Origin of the sequence: Moorena sp. SIO4G3, assembly GCF_010692305.1 — a bacterium.
GTDB classification, from domain to species: domain Bacteria; phylum Cyanobacteriota; class Cyanobacteriia; order Cyanobacteriales; family Coleofasciculaceae; genus Moorena; species Moorena producens_A.
Genome location: NZ_JAAHIG010000054.1, coordinates 14,022 through 35,682, shown reverse-complemented (window position 1 = coordinate 35,682; position 21,661 = coordinate 14,022). Strand labels below are relative to the sequence as shown.

At 43.1% G+C, this 21,661-nt stretch carries 8 protein-coding genes; 6 read left to right on the top strand and 2 right to left on the bottom strand.

Features of this window, described 5'->3' with window-relative positions:
• Positions 1-1,057: 1,057 nt before the first annotated feature.
• A complete protein-coding gene (locus F6J99_RS12880) occupies positions 1,058-3,151 on the bottom strand; it encodes a PEP-CTERM sorting domain-containing protein (RefSeq protein WP_293113260.1) in 2,094 nt (697 codons plus the stop codon).
• Between the two features lie 650 nt (positions 3,152-3,801).
• On the opposite strand from F6J99_RS12880, the gene F6J99_RS12875 reads away from it, so the two are divergent.
• Positions 3,802-4,623: an SDR family NAD(P)-dependent oxidoreductase gene (locus F6J99_RS12875; protein WP_293051174.1), complete on the top strand. Its 822-nt coding sequence runs from the start codon at positions 3,802-3,804 to the stop codon at positions 4,621-4,623.
• 597 nt (positions 4,624-5,220) lie between these two features.
• Here the strand turns inward: F6J99_RS12875 and F6J99_RS12870 are convergent.
• Entirely contained in the window at positions 5,221-5,358 is a 138-nt protein-coding gene (locus F6J99_RS12870; RefSeq protein WP_293113258.1) for a hypothetical protein, read from the bottom strand.
• A 1,082-nt stretch (positions 5,359-6,440) separates the two neighbouring features.
• Here F6J99_RS12870 and F6J99_RS12865 point away from each other — a divergent pair.
• The 5 genes from F6J99_RS12865 to F6J99_RS12845 all read left to right on the top strand — a co-directional run bounded on the left by F6J99_RS12865 (position 6,441) and on the right by F6J99_RS12845 (position 21,565).
• Positions 6,441-12,551 (top strand): type I polyketide synthase, encoded by a 6,111-nt coding sequence (locus tag F6J99_RS12865; protein ID WP_293113257.1) that lies wholly within the window; start codon positions 6,441-6,443, stop codon positions 12,549-12,551.
• 102 nt (positions 12,552-12,653) lie between these two features.
• A complete protein-coding gene (locus F6J99_RS12860; protein ID WP_293113256.1) occupies positions 12,654-13,991 on the top strand; it encodes an alcohol acetyltransferase in 1,338 nt (445 codons plus the stop codon).
• A 100-nt stretch (positions 13,992-14,091) separates the two neighbouring features.
• The gene (locus F6J99_RS12855; protein ID WP_293113255.1) at positions 14,092-15,831 is read left to right on the top strand and encodes an SDR family NAD(P)-dependent oxidoreductase; all 1,740 of its coding nucleotides are present in this window, start codon (positions 14,092-14,094) and stop codon (positions 15,829-15,831) included.
• 86 nt (positions 15,832-15,917) lie between these two features.
• Positions 15,918-20,669: a PfaB family protein gene (locus F6J99_RS12850; RefSeq protein ID WP_293113254.1), complete on the top strand. Its 4,752-nt coding sequence runs from the start codon at positions 15,918-15,920 to the stop codon at positions 20,667-20,669.
• Positions 20,670-20,686: 17 nt separating this feature from the next.
• Positions 20,687-21,565 (top strand): hypothetical protein, encoded by an 879-nt coding sequence (locus F6J99_RS12845; RefSeq protein WP_293113253.1) that lies wholly within the window; start codon positions 20,687-20,689, stop codon positions 21,563-21,565.
• The last annotated feature ends 96 nt before the right edge of the window (positions 21,566-21,661 follow it).

The following is a 21,661-nucleotide window of genomic DNA, read 5'->3' as shown; positions in this document are numbered from 1 at the left end:
TGTGAGGTACTTTCGTCCTGGGTTAATAGGAGCAGGAATCCCCCCTAACCACCCTGAGTAAGGGAGGAAGGGAGTAGGGAGTAGCGAGAATAAAATTGACTTTACCTCATAAGTACGATAAACCCTATAGGATCTTGACCATCACTAGATGGCACTAGTGTTTACAAAGTTTGGCAAGTTGGTAAAAATAAAATTATTTATGAATGTTGCCCGTACACCACTGAACCTATTTAAAAAAAAACGCTGATTACCCTAAATTAAACTTGATTGATTTGAAAAGTAACCTATTTCTATACCTTGAAATATTCTGTCATGATCTCCAAGTTATGGCAAGGGAATTTTGGGAATATTTTTTAATTTTTAAAAAAACAGCATATCCAGGACTATTAATTGAAGTGAATGATAAGTTGATAATTATTTTTTTGAATAATTTTTGTTCAACGTAATAGTTAAAACTTTTATATAAAAAATTTGTAACTGTCTTGATGCAATAGCGAGTGGGGTGGCCTCCTTTGAACGCACTGGCTCCCCTGTTCCCTTGCTCCATCGCTTTAAGAAAAGTCTTAGCAGTTAAGCAGTAAACCCAACAATCAATGTTCCAATTTTGCTCACTACACTCCACATCCTATAGCCCACTACCAGTCTAAATCAATAAGCTTCGAGCCTAAGTACTAAGTCTGATCAAGTGGTAGAAGACACCCTCAAGCAAGACCGCTCAGGTTTTAGCTATTGGGTTTTAGCTACTCTCAGTAGATCACTAAGTTAGGAAATCATAAGGTAAGCATTCAGGCGTCAGCGGTCAGCCGTCAGTGGTCAGGGGTGCATCTCAAAGTTGTAAATCTATCACTCAGGGAACTGTAGAAGTTTTTTAGCTTTCAATGGTCGTATTTTTGCATGCATTGAGATGCACCCGTGGTCAGTGTTCAGTTGTTGGCCTTTGGCACCCCAAGTAGCTTGCCCAAAATCGCTGATACGCGACACGCTGATACGCGACACGCTGAATACTTACATGATAAGGTTTTGCTGGTGTTAGCTTAATGGTTTTAGATTAAACGTGTTAAGTACTTTTTTTGGAGACAGTGGTGTGGAACTTCTTACCAAGTCTTTTCTTGAACCCAGCACCAAAAATCAGTGTGGCTAAGGAACCCAAAATGGTGGTGGGTTCAGGAGCTGAAGGCACAGATCCAGCAGAAAGGCTGGAACTAGCTACCCAGGCATCAAAGGATCCGGCATTAGCTCCTCCCAAAGACCCATCAGTAAATCCGGCTAAGTAAACCTGAGCAGCCTGCTGGGCATCAATACCAAATAAGGCAAAGTCATCTTCGGGGGTTCCAAACTGCTCAGTCATCAACAGGTTACCGTCACTGTCGAACTTGGCAATAAAGACATCATTGAGTCCGGCATTGGTTCCTCCTAAATCACCATCAGTGATTCCTGAAATATAAATAAAGCCGTCACTGTCGATGTCAATAGCAAAGGCGCTATCAGAACCAGAAGTCCCAATCTGTTGAGTCCATAGCTGGTTGCCATCGGTGTCATATTTAACCAAAAAGGCATCATAATACCCAGCATTCGGTCCCCCTAAAGAGCCCAAGGTAAATCCTGTGCTGTAGACATTACCAGAGCTATCAAGAGCAAGATCCCAGGCAAAATCATAATTAGAAGTACCAAACTGCTCAATCCACAACTGCTCACCGTTACTATCAAACTTCGTCAACCAGCCATCATACAAGCCAGCATGCTCTTCGCCTAATTTACCAGTAGTGAATCCTGTAGCAAAGACATTACCATTGTTGTCGGCGGCGACACCGTAAAGTTCGTCAAACTCAACAGTACCAAACTGTTTAGCCCACAACTGGTTACCATTGCTATCAAACTTGGCCACATAGGGATCATCAAACAGGGGAATGGGCTGATCTGATCCAGCATTTACTCCCCCTAAGTCACCTGTAGTATATCCCCCAGTGTAGATATTACCGTCATTATCAACGTCAATGGCAAAGGCAGTGTCGAATTGGGAAGTTCCATACTGTTGACTCAACAGCGTGTTGCCATTACTGTCTAACTTAATAAAATAGGCATCATCTCCTCCAACGACCGACCCTCCTAAGTTACCCGTGGTGGTGCCTGCAATGTAAACATTGTCAGCGCTGTCAAAGCTAATATCAAAAGAGCGGTCCTCACCAGAAGTCCCCAACTGTTTAACCCACTGTTGTTGACCCTGGCTATTGTATTTAGCTACGTAGGCATCTTGAGATCCAGCATTGGATTGGCCCAAGTCCCCTTGAGTCCATCCTGTAACGTATACATTACCAACGCTATCAGTACCAACGTTAAACGCGATATCAACACTGGCACTTCCCAACTGCTGAGCATTATCGAAAGCTGGTTGTTGGGATGGGGGAGTATTATCGTATTCAAAGTAGTCACCATCTACACTCAGACCAGAAGCTCCTGGCAAAACGGCGATCAGATCAGGTCTAGGATTATTCAGATATATGGCTGTGCCATTTTTTTTCGGTCCGATCGGTTTCAGAGTATAATTACTTGAGTCGCCGTGAAGCCGAATAGTATCTTGGTTGGGATCGAAGTCTCCAATTAAAGCATAGTCCTTCTTCCCTCGGAATCCGGTACCGCCAGCGTAGTAGGGATTATTTTCATCCCCCAACAAAAATCGGTCTCTGGTAGGGGCATTGGCGCTCGATCCGTCACTAGTAGTATCAGGACCACCAATTAAGATATCAATTTCTCCTTGACCAGGTATAGGAGCACCAGGATCGACACCCAGTAAAATATCATTGCCAGTACGAGTGAAAATGATATTAGTCCCTGAATCCCCTACAAAAGGATCGGGACCTGGGGTGCCTACTTTCAGGACAGTAATAAATTCCGCTAGTATATTATCTGAGCTTTGACTACTACCTGATGTTCTGCTGTTGACTATGGGCAAAGGCAATAGTCTGTTCAAGAATGAATTATTATTGGAAATAGTTGGATTATTTGACGATAGGCTGCTCAAAAAATTCCTGATATCAGATTGTTCCTGATCAGCCAAATTTAAGGACTGAGATGTAGCAGGTTTGACCTCAACTCCCAAAATTCCCAAAGTAGCTAATAAAATATTAGCGGTAGCAAAAATGGAGGCTTTCACCAAAATTAAAACTCCCTATTCTTCCTTGTACTTGGTAGAAAAATTATGCTCCCAGGCGGCTTTGGTCAAAACCATGACCGTTTCTGAAGTCATATAGGGTGATTGAGGCTACAGTCTGTCATCCCTATTAGAGGTAACGGTAAGGTAGTGGTCAAGGCATTAGTTACAACCAAGACAAATATTTATCCTGAGATAATTAACTCAAGTTACCTAAGCAGCCGCTAGCTTCTAAACTAATTGTTGCATACCCCGAGCCTATCCAACCACAGATTTTGGAGATCTTTATTGAAACAACATAGTGAATGATAAATCATACTAATTATTACCTGAAACTGTCAATGAATTGGCTCTGGGATTAACTCTAGATAAATTAAAATAAAAAATTGTATTTGGAGAAAATCACTCTGTATAAAATATATATTTTTCGTCTATTCAAATACGGAGTAAATTTATTAATAAGCTTGAGTAAAAGAGACTTTTTTATTTTTAGGTACTTTTTAACGTTATAGGCACGATATCGGCCTGTGCGGGTAAATTTTAGGTCTTTACCAATTTTTTACCATTACTTGATCTTGATTTTTCGGAATTTCATTCACAGTTTTTGAATGATTTAATAGAAGTTCTGTATAAATCAATTACGAATCAGGAATATGACTCATCTACGAGAGGCAGTTGTACTCATTACCGGTGCAGCGGGTGGTTTTGGACAGGAGTTAACCCGACAGTTATTAAAGGCTGGCAGCCGATTAATTCTATCTGATCTCGAAGAAGTCATTGTCCGTAAACGGGCTGAGGTGATTTGGCGTGAAGTGGGTACAGGGGATGTGATCGCATGCCTAGGAGCTGATCTTTCTTCCCGTGAGGGATGTGAAAGCCTTTACCGTCAGGTGAAAGCGCTCAATGTCCCGGTCGATATTTTGATCAACAATGCTGGCATCGGGCTTTTTGGCCGCATGGACGAAGTTCCAGTCGAGAAATGGGAGCGGCTCATGCAGGTGAACTTACTGGCACCAATGTGGTTAAGCAGTTTAGTTGTCGCCGACATGATTACCCGTCAAAAAGGGCACATTGTCAATATTTCGTCCGTGGCGGGCTGGGTGGCATGGGCTGGGTCAGCTCATTATGCAGCCAGTAAATTCGCTTTACGCGGGTTCAGCGAGGGGCTTTTCAATGAAATAAAAGCTCACAACCTCCAAGTTACCGCTGTTTATCCCTATTTCAGTCGTACCCCAATTCTTCAATCGGAAGGGTACGGAACCCTAGCTGAAAATTTCCAGCGCTTTCCAGAAGACATGGCAACCGATCCGAGCAATGTAGTGCGCGAAATAATTCAAGGGATTGTTCACAATAAACTGCACGTATTTCCGGATCCGATCGCCAAAATAATGCATATTCTCAAACGGTATTTCCCTGGTTTATTGAACTGGCTCACCAATCGGTTATACAGTAGGTTAAAAAGTGATGCAGGTTAATAGCTCTAAGGGAACTCAGAAGATAAGCTGATTGAGTTACAAAACTCCTAAACTCCTTGATTTTATTACAAAGTAAGATTTGCATAATCAATCAGGAAGATAAGTGATAACGAAACTCAAAGGTGCATCATTTGGTGCATTATGCATGATAGTATTAGGCACGCTTAAACGCTTACATTAACTACCATAAGCATTAACCAAACAACAAACAACAAACACCTTGCCATAACCCTCAAAACCAAATTTACAGAGTCCTAGTGGTTGACGATTCAAAGCTCTACCTAACGCTATCGCCATTATCTTAATCAAGAATTTATACAAAATTCATCAAATAGATATCTGATATTTGTAAAATGGTATGATTATTGTATTTAAGTTATCATTCAACCTGTAACTCTAGATTTATTTGTAAAACTACATGGCTCATTCAAACTAATTTGATGATGCTAACCATAGTTTATAGCAATTCTACGACTTGTGAGGTACAAATTTCTGTTTTTTAGGGAGCAGCGATGCAGCGCGGTCTTGGGGAGCCAGTGCGGTCTTGGGGGTTCCCCCCATGAGCAACTGGCGTGGTTTCCCCCATGAGCGACTGCATCAAGACGGGAGCAGGGAGCAGGGAGCAGGGAGCAGGGAAGAGGAACCCACCCCTAACCCCTCCCAGGAGGGGAAGGGAAGAGGGAAGAGGGAAAAAATAATGTGTACCTCATGAGTCCTAGAAACGCTATAGCTCAACAGAACAAAACGGTGACAGGCGAGAGTCCTGTGCTACTCGTTTAATAAAACTTATTTTATTTATTTAATTTTTATCTGGTTCAAGGTGTCAAGCCCTAGAGATTGGCTAGGTTAAATTCAGATAATTTTTATACCATCAATGTGGTCAATGTTGTCATTTACACCAACTATATTGCTGCTATCGGTCTAGATAGATAGACTTGGTCTGGAGAAAAAAGTTTGCTATTTTAGGGTAAGCATTCACCTATCAACTCCTGAGCTAACCCGCTACGGGCATGCTGTACAAACAGCTAATCTAATCCAACGTCTGATCAATAAAGAGAGTTCCCCCATAAGCTTGTTTTCGTGAGCGACGCGCTTCGTGATGGGTTGCTCCTTACTCGGTTCTGTTGCAGGAATCATCAATAGCTGATAGCTGGCAAGTACAGTAAGCACGTAGGGCGTTAGCTGATGGCTGAATACCTCAGGGGATGACAAGCAGCTTGAAAGCTGGACTGGTTGTGGGGTGACCGGTTGTGGGATATAGGGTGAAATTAAGCCGTAATTAAAACCTGTTAATCATAACTGAAGCAGATAGAGTAGTTTGCTGAAAATTCAGGGGCTAATTTATGCGAAATAAACCTATGAATAAGCGCCAATAGTGGTGAGGGTTAAAACACAATCAAGCCTGCTCCTCCCCTACTTCCCTCTCTGCCCCCACGTCCCTCTCTTGGGAGTTTTTTATGTCTCTTTACAAACAGTCAACAATAAACATTCAGCACATGAAATTTGTGAAAAGATTATCCAACTCATCCCCTAGGCAAATCGATACTATTTACAATAGCTGAAATAGCAGTAATGCTTGAAAATAATAGTTGTTTTTATCTGATAAAAGTAATTTGTAATTATGTCATTCAGCGAAAAAAATAAATTATCTAAAATAATTTACGATTTGAGTATTTGCAAAACTTGCTGAAAAAAATAAATTCGTAAAAATAAATTCAAAAACTTACATAATCAGTTTATAAAAATAGTTTTATACTAATAAAATTAAAAGTTATCTAAATTAAGTTAACTAGTTTACCGTGGTTAAGAATCAGTCTATGTCTAATTCTAAACTTGACATGGCATTTGCCCAGCTCCAAGACGACTTGGATAGCCTTGAAAAGAATCTGATCCAACGTATCCAAGGGAAAGACACGATGTCGGATAAATTAACAGAATCAAGCAATATTAACCAAAAACTGCCACAAACTCCTATCGCCATTGTTGGCATGGCATCGCTTTTACCGAAAGCCAGAAATTTGCAGGAATACTGGACGAATATTCTTGAAAAAATCGACTGCATTAGTGATGTTCCTGCCTCCCACTGGAATGTAGACGACTACTACGATCCAGACCCCAGGGCACCGGACAAAACCTACTGCAAAAGAGGCGGATTTATCCCACATATCGATTTTAACCCCATGGAGTTTGGGCTCCCTCCGAATATCCTCGAAGTAACAGATGTTTCCCAGTTGTTAAGTCTAGTAGTGGCAAAGGAGGCGATGGAAGATGCGGGCTATGGCAAATCCCGGGAGTTTAATCGAGAGCGTACTGGGGTGATCCTAGGGTCGGCACTGGGAAAACAACTAGGTACACCACTTTCAGTGAGATTGCAGTATCCGATTTGGGAGAAAGTCCTAAAAAGTAGTGGGTTATCCGATCAGGATACTAAAAAAATTGTAGAAAAAATCAAGCTAGCCTATGTGCAGTGGAACGAAAATGCCTTTCCCGGGATGCTAGCTAATGTTATTGCTGGACGCATTGCCAACCGTCTAGATTTGGGGGGAACAAACTGTGTAGTTGATGCCGCCTGTGCCAGCTCATTAGGTGCTTTAAAAATGGCAATGAGTGAGCTGAGTGAGCATCGCGCTGACATGATGCTCACTGGAGGAGTTGACACGGATAACTCCTTGTTTGCTTATATTTGTTTCAGCAAAACCCCTGCCATCTCGCCAAGCCAGACCATTAAGCCCTTCGATGCTGAGTCGGATGGAATGATGCTGGGTGAAGGCATCGGGATGCTGGTACTCAAACGTCTGGAGGACGCTAAGCGAGATAATGACACAATCTATGCTGTGATCAAAGGCATTGGCACCTCCAGTGATGGTCGATATAAAAGCATTTACGCTCCTCGCCCAGAAGGACAAGCGAAAGCGTTGAAGCGGGCTTACGAAGATGCAGGTTTCTCTCCTACCAGTGTCAGCCTGATTGAAGCACACGGCACGGGGACTAGAGCTGGGGATCCCAGTGAATTCAAGGCTCTAAAGGACGTTTTTAGTGAAAACAACCCCAAAAAACAGTATGTTGCTCTCGGTACTGTTAAATCCCAGATTGGGCATACCAAAGCTGCGGCTGGTGCAGCTAGTCTAATCAAAACTGCTTTGGCTCTACACCACAAAATCTTGCCACCTACTATCAACATCACCAACCCCAACCCAACACTGGATATTGATAATTCACCATTTTATTTGAATACTGAAAGCCGACCCTGGATTCGGGCTGAAGGAGATGGGCCAAGGCGTGCTGGTGTGAGTTCCTTTGGCTTTGGTGGCACGAATTACCATGTTGTTCTGGAAGAATATGAACAGGAACACAATCATGCCTATCGTTTACACCACACTTCCGAGTCCATTCTCCTGTCTGCGCCAACACCAGACCAATTGTTAGCTCGTTGTGAAGATACCTTACAAAAGTTGCAATTTAATACTGGAGAGCAGCACTACCAAGAAGTGATTGATAGCTGTAAAGCCCAAGAAATTCCGGTCACTGAAGCCAGAGTCGGGTTTGTGGCGGATTCTCTAATACAAGCTTGCAGATGCTTACAAACCACTATTAACTGCCTGAAAAACAGACCACAAGCACAATCGTGGAATCATCCCCAAGGGATCTACTATCGTGACAGTGGCATGAAGCTGGAAGGAAAAGTCGTTGCCCTATTTTCAGGCCAAGGTTCCCAGTATCTAGAAATGGGGCGGGAACTGGTGATGAATTTCCCTTGTTTGCGCCAGACCTATGGTTATATCGATAGTCTGTTCCTCAAGGATAGTTTGAAGCCCGTTTCAGAAACGGTTTTTCCTGCGCCTGTGTTTGATACAGCTCAACGGCATATCCAGGCTGAAGCACTGCAACCTACAGATTATGCTCAGCCAGCCATCGGAGCTTTCAGTGTTGGTCTTTATAAGATTCTGCAACAGGCAGGATTTAAGCCTGATTTTATTGCTGGACACAGCTTTGGAGAACTCACTGCTCTCTGGGCTGCTGAAGTTTTGAGTGATGAGGATTACTTTTTCCTAGTTAAAGCTAGAGGTCAGGCCATGGCAACCCCAGATGATCCAAATTTTGATCCGGGAGCAATGCTGGCGGTCAACGAAGAAGTTAATCGAGTCAAAGCGGTTATTGATAGTTTTCCTCAAGTTACCATTGCCAATTTCAATTCCAATCGCCAAGTGGTCTTAGCCGGTTCAACAGCAGAAATTGCGAAGGTACAGGAAGTGTTGACTGAAAAAGGGTATTCTGCTATTTCGCTGCCAGTTTCAGCTGCCTTCCATACTCCTCTGATTGGACATGCCCAAAAAGCTTTTGCTCAAGCGAGTCAAGCAGTTACGTTCAAAAAAGCAAAAATTCCTGTTTATACCAATGTGACTGGAGAGCGTTATCCCACTGAACCCCAAGACATTAAAAACATTTTGGGAGTACATTCAAGCAAGTCAGTACTGTTCAAGCAGGAAATCGAAACTATCTACAATGCAGGGGGGTATTGCTTTGTTGAGTTTGGACCTCGGAGCATCCTGACCAACTTGATAAAGGATATTCTTGGTGATAAACCCCATGTCGCCGTAGCCTTAAATGCTAGTCGTCAACAGGATAGCGATCGCCAATTGCGTCAAGCGGTTATCCAGTTGCGCGTTGCTGGTTTGCCCTTGAAAAACCTCGACCCCTACCAAATTGAGCCTCCAGCACCCAAGACTGACAATAAAAAACCCCTGAATTTCCGGTTAAATTGCTCTAATTATGTGTCAGAAAAGACGAAAAAGGCTTTTGAACAGGCTTTGCAGGATGGACATCAAGTGACATCTCTTGGTCAGGATAATCGGGCAAGTCATGGGTCTACAGAGGAAACTCAACAGACAAAAATGCTCACCAATGGCAATCAGTCTAGCCAGAGCAATGGTCACACCGCAAAGCCCAATTATCAGGGGAGTTCTTCAACTAAGCTTGTCACTGAATCGAAACAATCCTTGAGTAATGGAAATGGGTCTAGCCAGAGCAATGGTCACACCGCAAAGCCCAATTATCAGGGGAGTTCTTCAACTAAGCTTGTCACTGAATCGAAACAATCCTTGAGTAATGGAAATGGGTCTAGCCAGAGCAATGGCAAAGGGGCGATCGCCCAGAACCCAGGAAACAGGATTGCACTCTCGCCATTCATCCAGCCCACATCTCGGTTACGTCCCATGGAGACTTCTCAGACCAAACCCACATCAATTCCCACTCAACCTACTCAAAAGCCAAATGGGCATCTTATTACCTCCTCTGGAAGTAGCACCAATCACAAGTCTGATGCCAAACCAGCACTAGCTCTTACTCAACCCGCTCTTGAATCGAACATGCTCTCAACACCAACTCTATCTGTAAATTCCCAACGTATTTTAGAGAGCTTAGAGTATAGCTTGAAGTTGTTTAGTCAACATCAAGGTGAAACGTTACAGGTTCACGGACAATATCTGAACAATCAGCTGGAATATGCCAAAACCTTTTTCCAACTGATGCAGCAGCAGCATTCCTTGTTTGGCAACAGCAACGGAACTGATCAACAAGCGCAAACGAAGCAAGTTGTGCTACAGAGCTTAGAGCGCACTATGATGCAGTTTCACCAGCATCAAGGTCAGACTCTCAACGTTCATGAGCAATATTTAAACCATCAGCTAGAGTATACCAAGAACTTTTTCCAACTGGTAAAACAGCAGTATCAAGAGGTTCTCAAAGGTGAGGTTGTTGATCAACCAGGGCTAAAAGCTGGTTTAGCGAATCAATTGGTGGGGAATCAGGAGTTAACCACACAACCTAAAAATAAGTTAGTAGACCAGCAAGATAGCCAAACCTCTGACAATGGGGAGGTTGTAAAGCCAGAAAAAACAGTTAAACAGAATCTTTCTGATCGCTCAAGTAGCTCACATGCATCTATAAATTTAACTCCGCCTAACGAGGTCAAGGAACCAGAGACACCTTTAAACAATGTCTCAACAACCGTTGAGAACAGTTTAGTACCTCAAGTCAAGGTTGAGCCAACACCAAAAGTACCATCTTCACCATCAGCAGCCACGGATATTAATGCCATTCGTCAAACTCTGCTTGATGTGGTTAGCGAGAAAACCGGCTATCCAGCGGACATGTTAGAGCTGGATATGGATATAGAAGCAGATTTAGGCATTGACTCCATCAAACGGGTGGAAATCTTGGGTGCTTTGCAAGAGATGTATCCTGATTTGCCTCAAGCCAATCCAGAGGAACTTGGAGAACTGCGTACCCTCGGTCAAATCGTGGAGTACTTACAGTCCCATGGTTCCAAGGTTCTCCCTGTCGAACCTGAAACAACAACCAACAGCTCAAAGGTTCTCCCTGTCGAACCTGAAACAACAACCAACAGCTCAGCTGAGATACAAACAATCGAATCTAACTCAGTAGAGAGTAATGATGTTAAACCAGTTGTAGAAAATCCAGCCCTAAAAACTTCAACACCATTAACAGCTATAGATGTTGAGGCCATCAGTCAAACTCTGCTAGATGTGGTTAGCGAGAAAACCGGGTATCCAGCGGAAATGTTAGAGCTGGATATGGACATGGAAGCAGATTTAGGGATTGACTCGATCAAACGGGTGGAAATTCTAGGTGCTTTGCAGGAGCTGAATTCTGATTTGCCTGAAGCCAATCCAGAGCAACTTGGAGAACTGCGTACCCTTGGTCAAATCGTGGAGTACTTACAGTCTAATGCTTCAAAAGTTCTCCCCGTCCAATCTCAAACAACAACCAATAGCTCAGCTCAGATCCAAACAATCCAATCTGAGCCAGTGGAAAGCAATGAGGTTAAAGCAGTTGGTGAAAATCTAGACCTAGAAACTCCAACACCACTACCAGCTATAGATGTTAAGGCCATCGGTCAAACTCTGCTAGATGTGGTTAGCGAAAAAACTGGCTATCCAGCAGAAATGTTAGAGCTGGATATGGACATGGAAGCGGATTTAGGGATTGACTCGATCAAACGGGTGGAAATCCTAAGCGCTCTACAGGAAATGTATCCTAATATGCCTCAAGCCAATCCAGAGCAACTCGGAGAACTTCGCACTCTTGGTCAAATTGTTGAGTATCTTCAACAGCAGACAGGGACGACTGAAAAAAAAAAGTTCCAGCAGCAGCCTTCTAGTGAGCAACTTGACCTAGATCATAATATTCCACGCTGTTTGGTAAAACTTAAAACTCTACCTGAGCCAGATAGTTTGGATTTCGCGTTACCTGACAAGCATATTGTTTTGTTAACCGATGATGGTTCACTAACTACATCCAAACTGGCTCAATCCCTAACAGACCGTGACTGGAAAGTGGTGGTCTTAAGTTTTCCCCAATCCCTGATTGCAGAACAACCACCTTTACCGAAAGGAGTTAGTCGTATTGTGTTGAACGATTTGAGTGAGGAGCATTTGAAACAACAATTGGCAGCAATTACTGCTAACTATGGTTCGGTTGCTGCATTTATTCATCTCAATCCTGCCATTGGGACCGGGCCCAATCATGGCATTCGCTTTCTTGACCTAGAAAAAGCTCTTGTTAAGCAGGTCTTTTTGATTGCCAAACATCTCAAACCATCACTGAATCAAGCGGCGCGTCAAGGACGCAGTTGTTTCATGACTGTTGCTCGTCTTGATGGAGCGTTTGGTTTAGCACAAAACGTGAACTTTGGTGCAATTGGTGCGGGTCTATTTGGATTGACTAAAACCCTAAACCTTGAATGGGAATCGGTATTTTGCCGGGGCATTGACCTGAGTCCTGAGCTGAGTGCTGAGGGCTCGGCTCAGTACATCATGGCTGAACTTCACGACCCCAACCATTATATTACTGAAGTTGGATATAGTTCACTCGGGCGAGTAACCCTCAGCACTGAGCCATCCATCTAAATATAGTGCTTGAGTGCTGAGTGCTCAGTGTGACTAGTGGCAAAAATTAGGGTGCACCTTACCAAAGTATAAAAATCAACCAAAACGTTGAAAATGTCAACAATGTCGCAAATCTCCCCAGGAGAAACCCTAGACAGAAAGCTAGTTCCTGTCGAGGAAGGGACGGAAATCTTAAATCGCCTTGCTAAATCGAGTTATGTAGTAACGATGAGTCGCGTCAAAGGACCTCTGAGTGAAGAAATTCTTAGACAAGCTCTTGACCTGATTCAATACCGTTACCCTTGTCTTAACTGTCGTATTGTTGGCTCGTTAGATAATCTCTGGTTTCAAACTGGAGGGGTGTCCAAGATTCCTTTGCGTGTGGTTGACAATCTCTACAACGAACACTGGCAAGAGGTTGTTCTCGAAGAGCTGAATCAGGGAATTGAGAGTGATAAAGGTTTGATGCGGGCAGTGCTAGTTCCTGCTGAGAGTGAAAATAGTGCGAGCTATCTGATTACATCAAGCCACCACGCTATATCAGACGGCTTATCTTGTGTCCAACTGCACTCAGCAATTTTGACCTACTGTCAGAAAATTCACTGTGGCGAACCAATAACTTCAGTGCTTCCCTTGACCATACTCCCACCCATAGATAGGTTAATTCCGATATCAACGAGGGGATTCCAAGGGATTTGGCATAGATCATTTATATTATTACGAATAATTTTTCATCAGCTTTGGCATCGACCAAAAACGCTCGGGTTTGAGAAGTGCGTACCCATTAATCTACGCCGTTGTGGTATGGTGCAAAAATCCTTAGACAAAGGGTTAACCCAAGAGTTGATCAATCGTTGCAAAAAGGAAAAGACAACAGTACACGGTGCCCTGTGTGGGGCGATGCTGTTGACTGCCGCGAAAAGCATCACAGTAAATAAGAAAAAAAGGTTGTGTGTAAGTTGCCTATCCTATGTTGATTTGCGCAGACGCTTGGAACCAGTGGTCAGTGATGAGGTCATGGGGAGCCTAGTTTCATGTGTTACCTCATTTCACACCTTACAGAGCAATCTATCATTCTGGGATTTAGCTCGGAATGTTAAAAAACAGCTCGAATATCGTTTGAATGGAGCAAATATATTTAGAGTTATTATTATCACTAAAATTTTTCTAAAAAGGTTTTTAAAGCACCCTAATCAAGGGTCGGCAACGGTATCTGTAACCAATATTGGTAAAGTCAACATTCCTAAACATTACGGAGCCTTTGAACTAGAAGAAATCAGCTTTGGTTCAGCCAACGCTTCTTTTGGGGGAAGTTTATCGGTTGCTGTTTCAACCTTTGACGAAAAAATGATATTAAACTTCATGTTTTCTGACCCATCGATCAGTCATGATTCGATGGAAATATTTGCAAACCATGTCATGTCGTCTCTTATTGATGCTTGCTTGCCCAAGGTAGCTTGACCCCTAACGTAGTGCCACAAATGCTAGCTATACACCCCTAAAAATAAAAGTTAAATAAGAATAACTATTTATCAAAATTATCTAATTATTGGAAAACTTTATGATCCAAACAGCTCAAATCAGTCAATCATCAGTGTTTCTTGTCAGTGGCGGAGCAAAAGGCATTACCGCTGAGTGCGTGATTCGGATGGCACAGCACCAACCATGCAAATTTATCCTACTGGGTCGTTCATCAATCATGAACCATGAACCAGATTGGGCAAAGGATTGTTTTAATGAATCTGAATTGAAAAAACGGATTATGGAAAATATCCTTGCCCAAGGAAAGAAGCCTACCCCCATGGAAGTAAAAGGGGTATTTAAGAGAATTGCTTCGAGTCGAGAAATTCACAAAACTCTCTTGGCAATTGAACAGGCAGGCGGTCAGGCAGACTATATTGATGTTGATGTAACGGATGCTCTAGCCTTACAGCAAAAGCTGGCCACTGTGGTTGAGCGCATGGGTTCAATTACCGGTATTATCCACGGAGCAGGGGTTTTAGCGGATAAATTAATTGAAAAGAAATCGGAACAAGATTTTGAGACCGTTTATGCTACCAAAGTAAAGGGTTTGGAAAATCTGCTGAGTTGCGTCAGCCCAGGTCAACTGGATTATTTAGTTCTATTTTCGTCTGTAGCTGGTTTTTACGGAAATATCGGTCAGTCGGACTATGCGATCGCAAATGAAATTCTCAACAAATCAGCTCATCTGGTCAAGCAACACCATCCCTCCTGCCATGTGGTTGCCATCAATTGGGGACCTTGGGACAGTGGTATGGTGACTTCGGAACTAAAGAAGGCGTTTGCTAAGCGCAACATTGAAATTATTCCGATCCCAGTGGGGACAAACATGCTAGTTAAAGAACTCGATAGTGCCAATCAGGACACGGCGCAAGTGGTGATTGGCACTCCACTGGAACCGGTGTTAGGGGAGTTAAACCCTGAGTTACGAACCTATCGTATTCGCCGCAAGTTGACACTGGACGCTAATCCCTTTTTACACGATCACGTCATTGGCGGTTATCCAGTATTGCCAGCTACTTGTGCCGTAGGATGGATTATTAATGCCTGTGAACAACTCTATCCCGGTTACAAATTCTTCAGTTACACAAATTTCAAGTTCTTTAAAGGGATTATTTTCAATCATACTCTGGCAAGGGAATATATTCTGGATTTGAAAGAAATTGCTAAGACCAATGACGGTTCAATAGAATTTGAAGCAAAAATTCGGACGAAAAAAGAAGAAAGTAAAATTCCTTATCATGAGCATTATCGGGTTCAGATTAAGCTAGTCAGAGAAATTCCTAGTGCTCCCACTTATGAGAACGCTAACGTTGAGGAAGATTATAAAATTACTGAACAGATTCCATCATCATTATATCAAAGTGAAGAATCTTCCTTATTTCATGGCCCTTCCTTTTGGGGGGTGAAACGGGTCTTGAATCTGACTCCTAAAAAAATTACGGCAGCCTGTGCTTGGTCATCTATTAGTGACCGACAACAAGGGCAGTTTACCATTCAAAATTTCAATCCCTACATCGCTGATCTTAAGACACACCCTACTGGAATTTTGATTTATTATTTTCATCAAGAGGAATTGTTACCTGCCCAATCAGAAAAATTTGAACAATTTGCCATGATTCCACCGGGAGAAACCTTTTATGTATCTACGGAACTAAAATCTAAAGTCAATAAAAATGTCATTGTTGATATCATAGCCCATAATCGTGAAGGACAAATCTACTCCCGTTGGCTTGGCTGGAAAGGAACTATTTATCCTATCGGGTCAAAGGGCATATAATTTTATAATAGCAAGTCATTTAATACCAAAACTATAACTGATTCGTCAACTGATTAGCCAAAACTGTCATTTTTGATAAATTATCTATGGAAAAAATAGCAATAATTGGATTATCTTGCCTCTTCCCTGATGCCAAAACTCCAGAAGAATTCTGGCAGAATCTGATTAGCAAAAAAGATTCCACTTCCTTATTAACTAAGGAAGACATGGTAATTGATCCGGCAAAATTTTTTAATCCATTAAAAAATCAACCGGATAAAACCTACTCCTTAATGGGAGGATATATCCGAGATTTTACGTTTGATGTCACTGGATACAACTTGCCGTCAGAACTTCTGGAAGGGTTAGATCCTCTCTTCCAAAGGTGCCTGTATGTTGCCAAACAAGCACTACAAGACAGTAATTATTTGAGCAATGACAGTGTGCTCTCAAAGTGTGGTGTAATTTTGGGTAATCTCTCAAGCCTTACTCCACTCTCGAATGAACTCTTTGGATCGATTTATCAGCACACTATCGAAGCTGCACTTAGGGAGCTTTTGCAGAATCAAAACTTCCAGTTGGCAAAATTACCGAAATCTGCAAAATTATCTCTGTATAATGGGATGAACTCTGGGGTGCTCTCAGCGTTAGTCGCCCAAGCTTTTTCTCTATCCGATATTAACTATACCCTAGACTCGGCCTGTTCCTCATCACTGTATGCTGTGAAATTGGCAAGTCATTACCTACTATCCCACAAAGCTGATTTGATGTTAGCGGGAGCCATTAGTCATGCCGATCCAATTTATGTTCGGATGCTATTTTCTGGTGTTCAGGGTTACCCTGAACATGATATCAGCCGACCCTTAGATCAATCGTCCAAAGGTCTAACCCCAGCCGATGGGATTGGTATGGTGGTGCTCAAGCGCTACAGTGACGCGATTCGAGATGGTGATCAAATTTATGCCACAATCTGTGGTAACGGATTATCCAATGATGGTCGGGGAAAGCACCTGCTGAGTCCGAACCCCCGAGGCCAAATTTTAGCCTATAAACGAGCCTATGCTGAGGCAAACATTAGTCCAAAGAGCATCGATTATTTAGAATGCCATGCTACTGGTACTTTCCTTGGTGATACCACTGAATTAGGCTCTGTAGATACCTTTTTTGGTCAGCATCAAGCATCTATGCTGGTGGGTTCTGTCAAATCTAATTTGGGTCACCTGCTAACTGCTGCTGGTATGGCCAGCATGATGAAAGTCATTTTGAGTATGTCAAAGGGTGTAATACCCCCGACCATTAATATAACGACTCCCCTCAGCTCTCCTAATAATGTGATTGCAGCGGAGCAAGTGGTTCGAGCTGCAACTCCCTGGCCGAACAATAAACCGCTTAAACGCGCAGCTATTAATGCCTTCGGTTTTGGGGGAAATAATGCTCATTTGATTCTTGAGCAATCGACTCAGGTCGAAGAAATTCCTGATTTTGAACCGGAAGCCTCTACACCGGTGCCAGCTACTAAGATGGCGATTGTGGGCATGGACAGCTTTTTTGGCTGCTGTGATGGTTTGGATGGGTTTGAGCGCAGTATTTATGATGGAACCCAGCATTTTATCCCCCTTCCTAACCAGCGCTGGAAGGGAATCGAGGAGCAAGAGCAATTGCTCAAAGACTATGGCTTTACAGACGGTAAAGCACCCTTAGGCGCTTACATCCAAGATTTTGACATTGATACATTACGGTTTAAGATACCGCCCAATGAAGCAGACACACTCAATCCTCAGCAACTGCTAATGCTTAAGGTAACCGAGCGTGCTATCAAAGATGCAGGACTAAGTGAGGGGGGAAATGTGGCAGTGATTATCGCTGCAGAAACCGAACTTTCTGGTCATCAGCTTCAGCAGCGATGGCATCTGTCTTGGCAACTCAAAGAAGGTTTTGTTGAGACGAATCAATCCTTAACCTCCGAAGCTATCGATACCCTAGAAAGCATTGTTAAAGATAGCATCCACCACCAGGCAAAAACCAGTGACTATCTGGGTTACCTCGGTGTGATCACAGCCAGTCGTATTTCTGCTCTGTGGGATTTCAACGGGCTTTCCTTCACCCTCGGTGCTGGGGAAAATTCCACCTTCAAAGCTCTAGAAACGGCACAACTATTACTCGCTGCTGGGGAAGTAGATGCGGTTGTTGTGGGTGCTGTTGACCTAGCTGGCGGTCTGGAAAATGTTTTGTTGCGAAACCAATTGGCAAAGGTAAACACAGGAGTTAATACCCTCAGTTACGACCAAAACACTAATGGCTGGATGGTTGGTGAAGGGGCTGGCGCTGTGGTTTTAAAGCGTCTTGATACAGCCAAGCAGGAGCAAGACCGTATTTATGCAGTGATTGATGCCATGAGTTTGGTAAAACCCCGTGGGACATCAGACCAGGTCAATCCTTTCCCTCAACCGCCTCTGGCTGAAGCTGTAATACAAGCGTGTCAACAGGCTCATACTCAAGCAGACATCACACCTGCGGATATTGGCTATTTAGAAGTGTTTGGTAGTGGAGTAGCTCAGGAGGATGAGGCAGAAATTCGCGGATTAACCCAAGCCTATCAAACTGCTAAGGCTGATTTAAGTTGTGCCATAGGTAGTGTCAAGGCAAATATTGGTCATACCTATGCTGCTTCAGGAATTGCTAGCTTAATCAAAACGGCACTGTGTCTCTATAACCGATATATTCCAGGAACACCTCAATGGACTGGTCCTAAAATGCCGGAGGTTTGGCAAGGTAGTCCATTTTATGTGGCAAGTGCATCAAGACCTTGGTTTTTAGAACCACAGAGCGCCAAACGAGTAGCAGCAATTAACGGTATGGGAATGGATGGGGCTTATTCCCATATAATTTTGTCAGAGGAACAGAGTCAATGCGATCGCAACAGCAACTATTTGGAGCAAACACCGTTTTATCTGTTTCCCATAGCTGCTGATGGTCAATCGGAGTTACTCGAGCAGCTCCATAATTTAGAACAAACTATCGAAAATTGTGTTTCTCTATCTACTGCTGCTCGCCAAACCTTTGCCACCTTTCAAAAACGTTCTCAGGCCGCTTATACCCTGGCAATTCTCGGACACAATAACGATGAATTAAAACGAGAGATCCAGCGTGCAATTAAAGGGATTCCCAAGGCTTTTGATACAGGTAAAGACTGGCAAACGCCTATGGGAAGCTATTTTACAGCTAAACCACTGGCTAAACGGGGTACCGTTGCATTTGTTTATCCCGGTGCTTTCAATTCCTATATCGGACTAGGTCAGAATATTTTTCGACTGTTTCCCAAAGTCTACGAGGAGGCAGATAAACATATCGCCAGTATGGCTTCGATGCTCAGGGAAAGACTTTTTTATCCAAGGAGCTTAAATTCCTTATCCAGAAAGCAACTGGAAGTCCTTGAACAGCAACTGTTAGATGATTCCCATAGCATGCTCATATCTGGAATGGGCTTTGTTAGAATCTTGACCATAATCATGAGGGATTATTTCCAAGTTCAGGCTCAATCTACCTTTGGGTACAGCCTAGGGGAACTTAGTATGATGATTGGTCAGTCGGTCTGGAGTAACTATGATCAAGCTATCGATGGCTTAAGCTCCTCTGAGATATTTCGCAGAAGACTGTCTGGTCCTAAAAACGCAGTTCGTGAGTATTGGGGATTACCCCAAGGCAACGATGATCAGCACAAACAAATTTGGAGTACCTATGTTCTGATGACTCCGGTATCCCAAGTTGTGGAATATCTCAAACATGAGAATCGCGTCTATCTTACTCATATCAATACGCCAAAAGAAGTGGTAATTGCTGGTGATCCTCAAGCTTGTCGGAGGATGATTGACACTCTCAAATGCGATGCCTTCCGTGCTCCTGCCGATGATGTACTTCATTGTGACGCCATGGCTTCTGAATACCATGAACTTGCTAGACTCACAAGTTTACCTATCTATAGTCAACCAGATACTATTTTTTATTCCGCAGCCGACTACAAACCCATTACCCTTGAGAGTCATGCCATTGGTCACGCTATCGCCAAGGGTCTTTGTCAGCCCCTCGATTTTCCTCGGCTAATTAACCAAGTTTATGACAATGGAGCCAAGATCTTTGTGGAGGTAGGCGCTGGGAGTACTTGTTCTAGATGGATTGGTGAAAACCTCAAGGATAAGGAACATGTCACAGTTTCCCTCAATAAAAGAGGTTCAAACGACCATACCTCTATTGTCAAAGCTTTGGCCAAGCTAGTTAGTCATCAAGTCTCTCTAGATTTGTCGCCGCTGTATACTCAGGAACCAGAAAATGCTGGTCAGCGGCGCTCAATGGTTAAAACCATAACCTTGGGTGGGAGCCGGATTAAGTCCAGAATTTTGAGCAATACTAACCAGGAAATTGCTGAAACTCTATCATCAAACGTCCTAATTCATAAGACTTGGGAACAGCCACAGACTTTGCCCAATGTTGAACCATCTGAACCCGTAACTTCATCAAATATTCAAAGTACTGTCCTAAACCATGAAAATAGTGCTAAGTGTGCTTTCAATTACAGCCTTACAAGCACCGAAAAATTAGACTGTGGCCACCCTAATAAAATGCCGCTGGATAATAATATTTGCAGTCTAGAATTATCCCAAAAAAATCACAATTTTGTTCCGGAAATAACCCTAATTGGATTACAAAAAAATCAGTATCAAAAACTGAGTTATAATACATCTCGCATCACCAAAAACCATGCTGCTTTTTTAAGGAATCAACAAGAATCCTTGAAGCAAATTGGCAACATTATTCAGCACCAAGTAACGTTTTCAAAGCAGTTGCTTGATTCTGAATCATAATTGTGTATCAACCAAATATGAAGCGTAAAACACTATTTTTATTGACTTGGGTATCTACCATCGTGCTAATTCTCTGCTGGGTGTTACCTACAAATGCCTTCAACGAGTTCTACCGCAACGGACTCAAAGGACACAGTACCTTTCATTACGAATTTACCCGCACCCTAGTGCGGGCAGCGGGTTTCTCGCCAGAATTGGCAGAACAGATTGCAGTTACCAATCAAGCTGTGGACTCAATTAATTTCACAGGTTACAACGGCACCAACGTGCGTCTCACCAATACGGGACGCTTTGGCCCGTATAGTCTATACTGGCACTTTCCCCGACGCGGTTGCACTGATTCATTCGGTGTGTCCTATCCCACTGACGCCAGCGAATGCAACACTTGCAACTACTTCACGGACAGTTCCGACTCCTGTCCAAGGGGAATCCCAGAGTTAAATACCATGGACCAGTGGGCTATTTACGGCAATTCTGACGATCTACTGGTAACCCCTAAATACTCTTTGAATCGTCGGAGATTCAAAACTGTACCGGCAAGCTCTATCACGGCTTTAGGGATTTTTCTCCATTCCCTTGCTGATTCCTATTCCCATGAACGCTGCATGGAAACTATGCAGCTGCGGGAGCACAAACCATTTCCTGCAGAGTGCAATGTCTTGCTCTGGCATCTGGATTTAGAGTTTGGTGGTGGTGATCCAGGTGTGCCGTATACCAAAAATGCTGCTCGTGCTGTCTTTAAGGCTGCCGTACACTATATAGCCCAGAACGGAGAAGGTGGTGATCCGCTGTGGAGCTTTGATGAGGCGAACAACTTTATTGAGCAGTTTGCTGAAATAGAATCTCCTGATGAGCGTGCCCAATTTGCTATCGACACCTACAATAATCTCTCATAACCTGAGAAAAACATTAATAGGATAAAGGTTCTGTATCAATTAACTAGCCTGATTTGATATCAAGTCTGGTAGCAGTAAAACCCAATTAAAATAAGC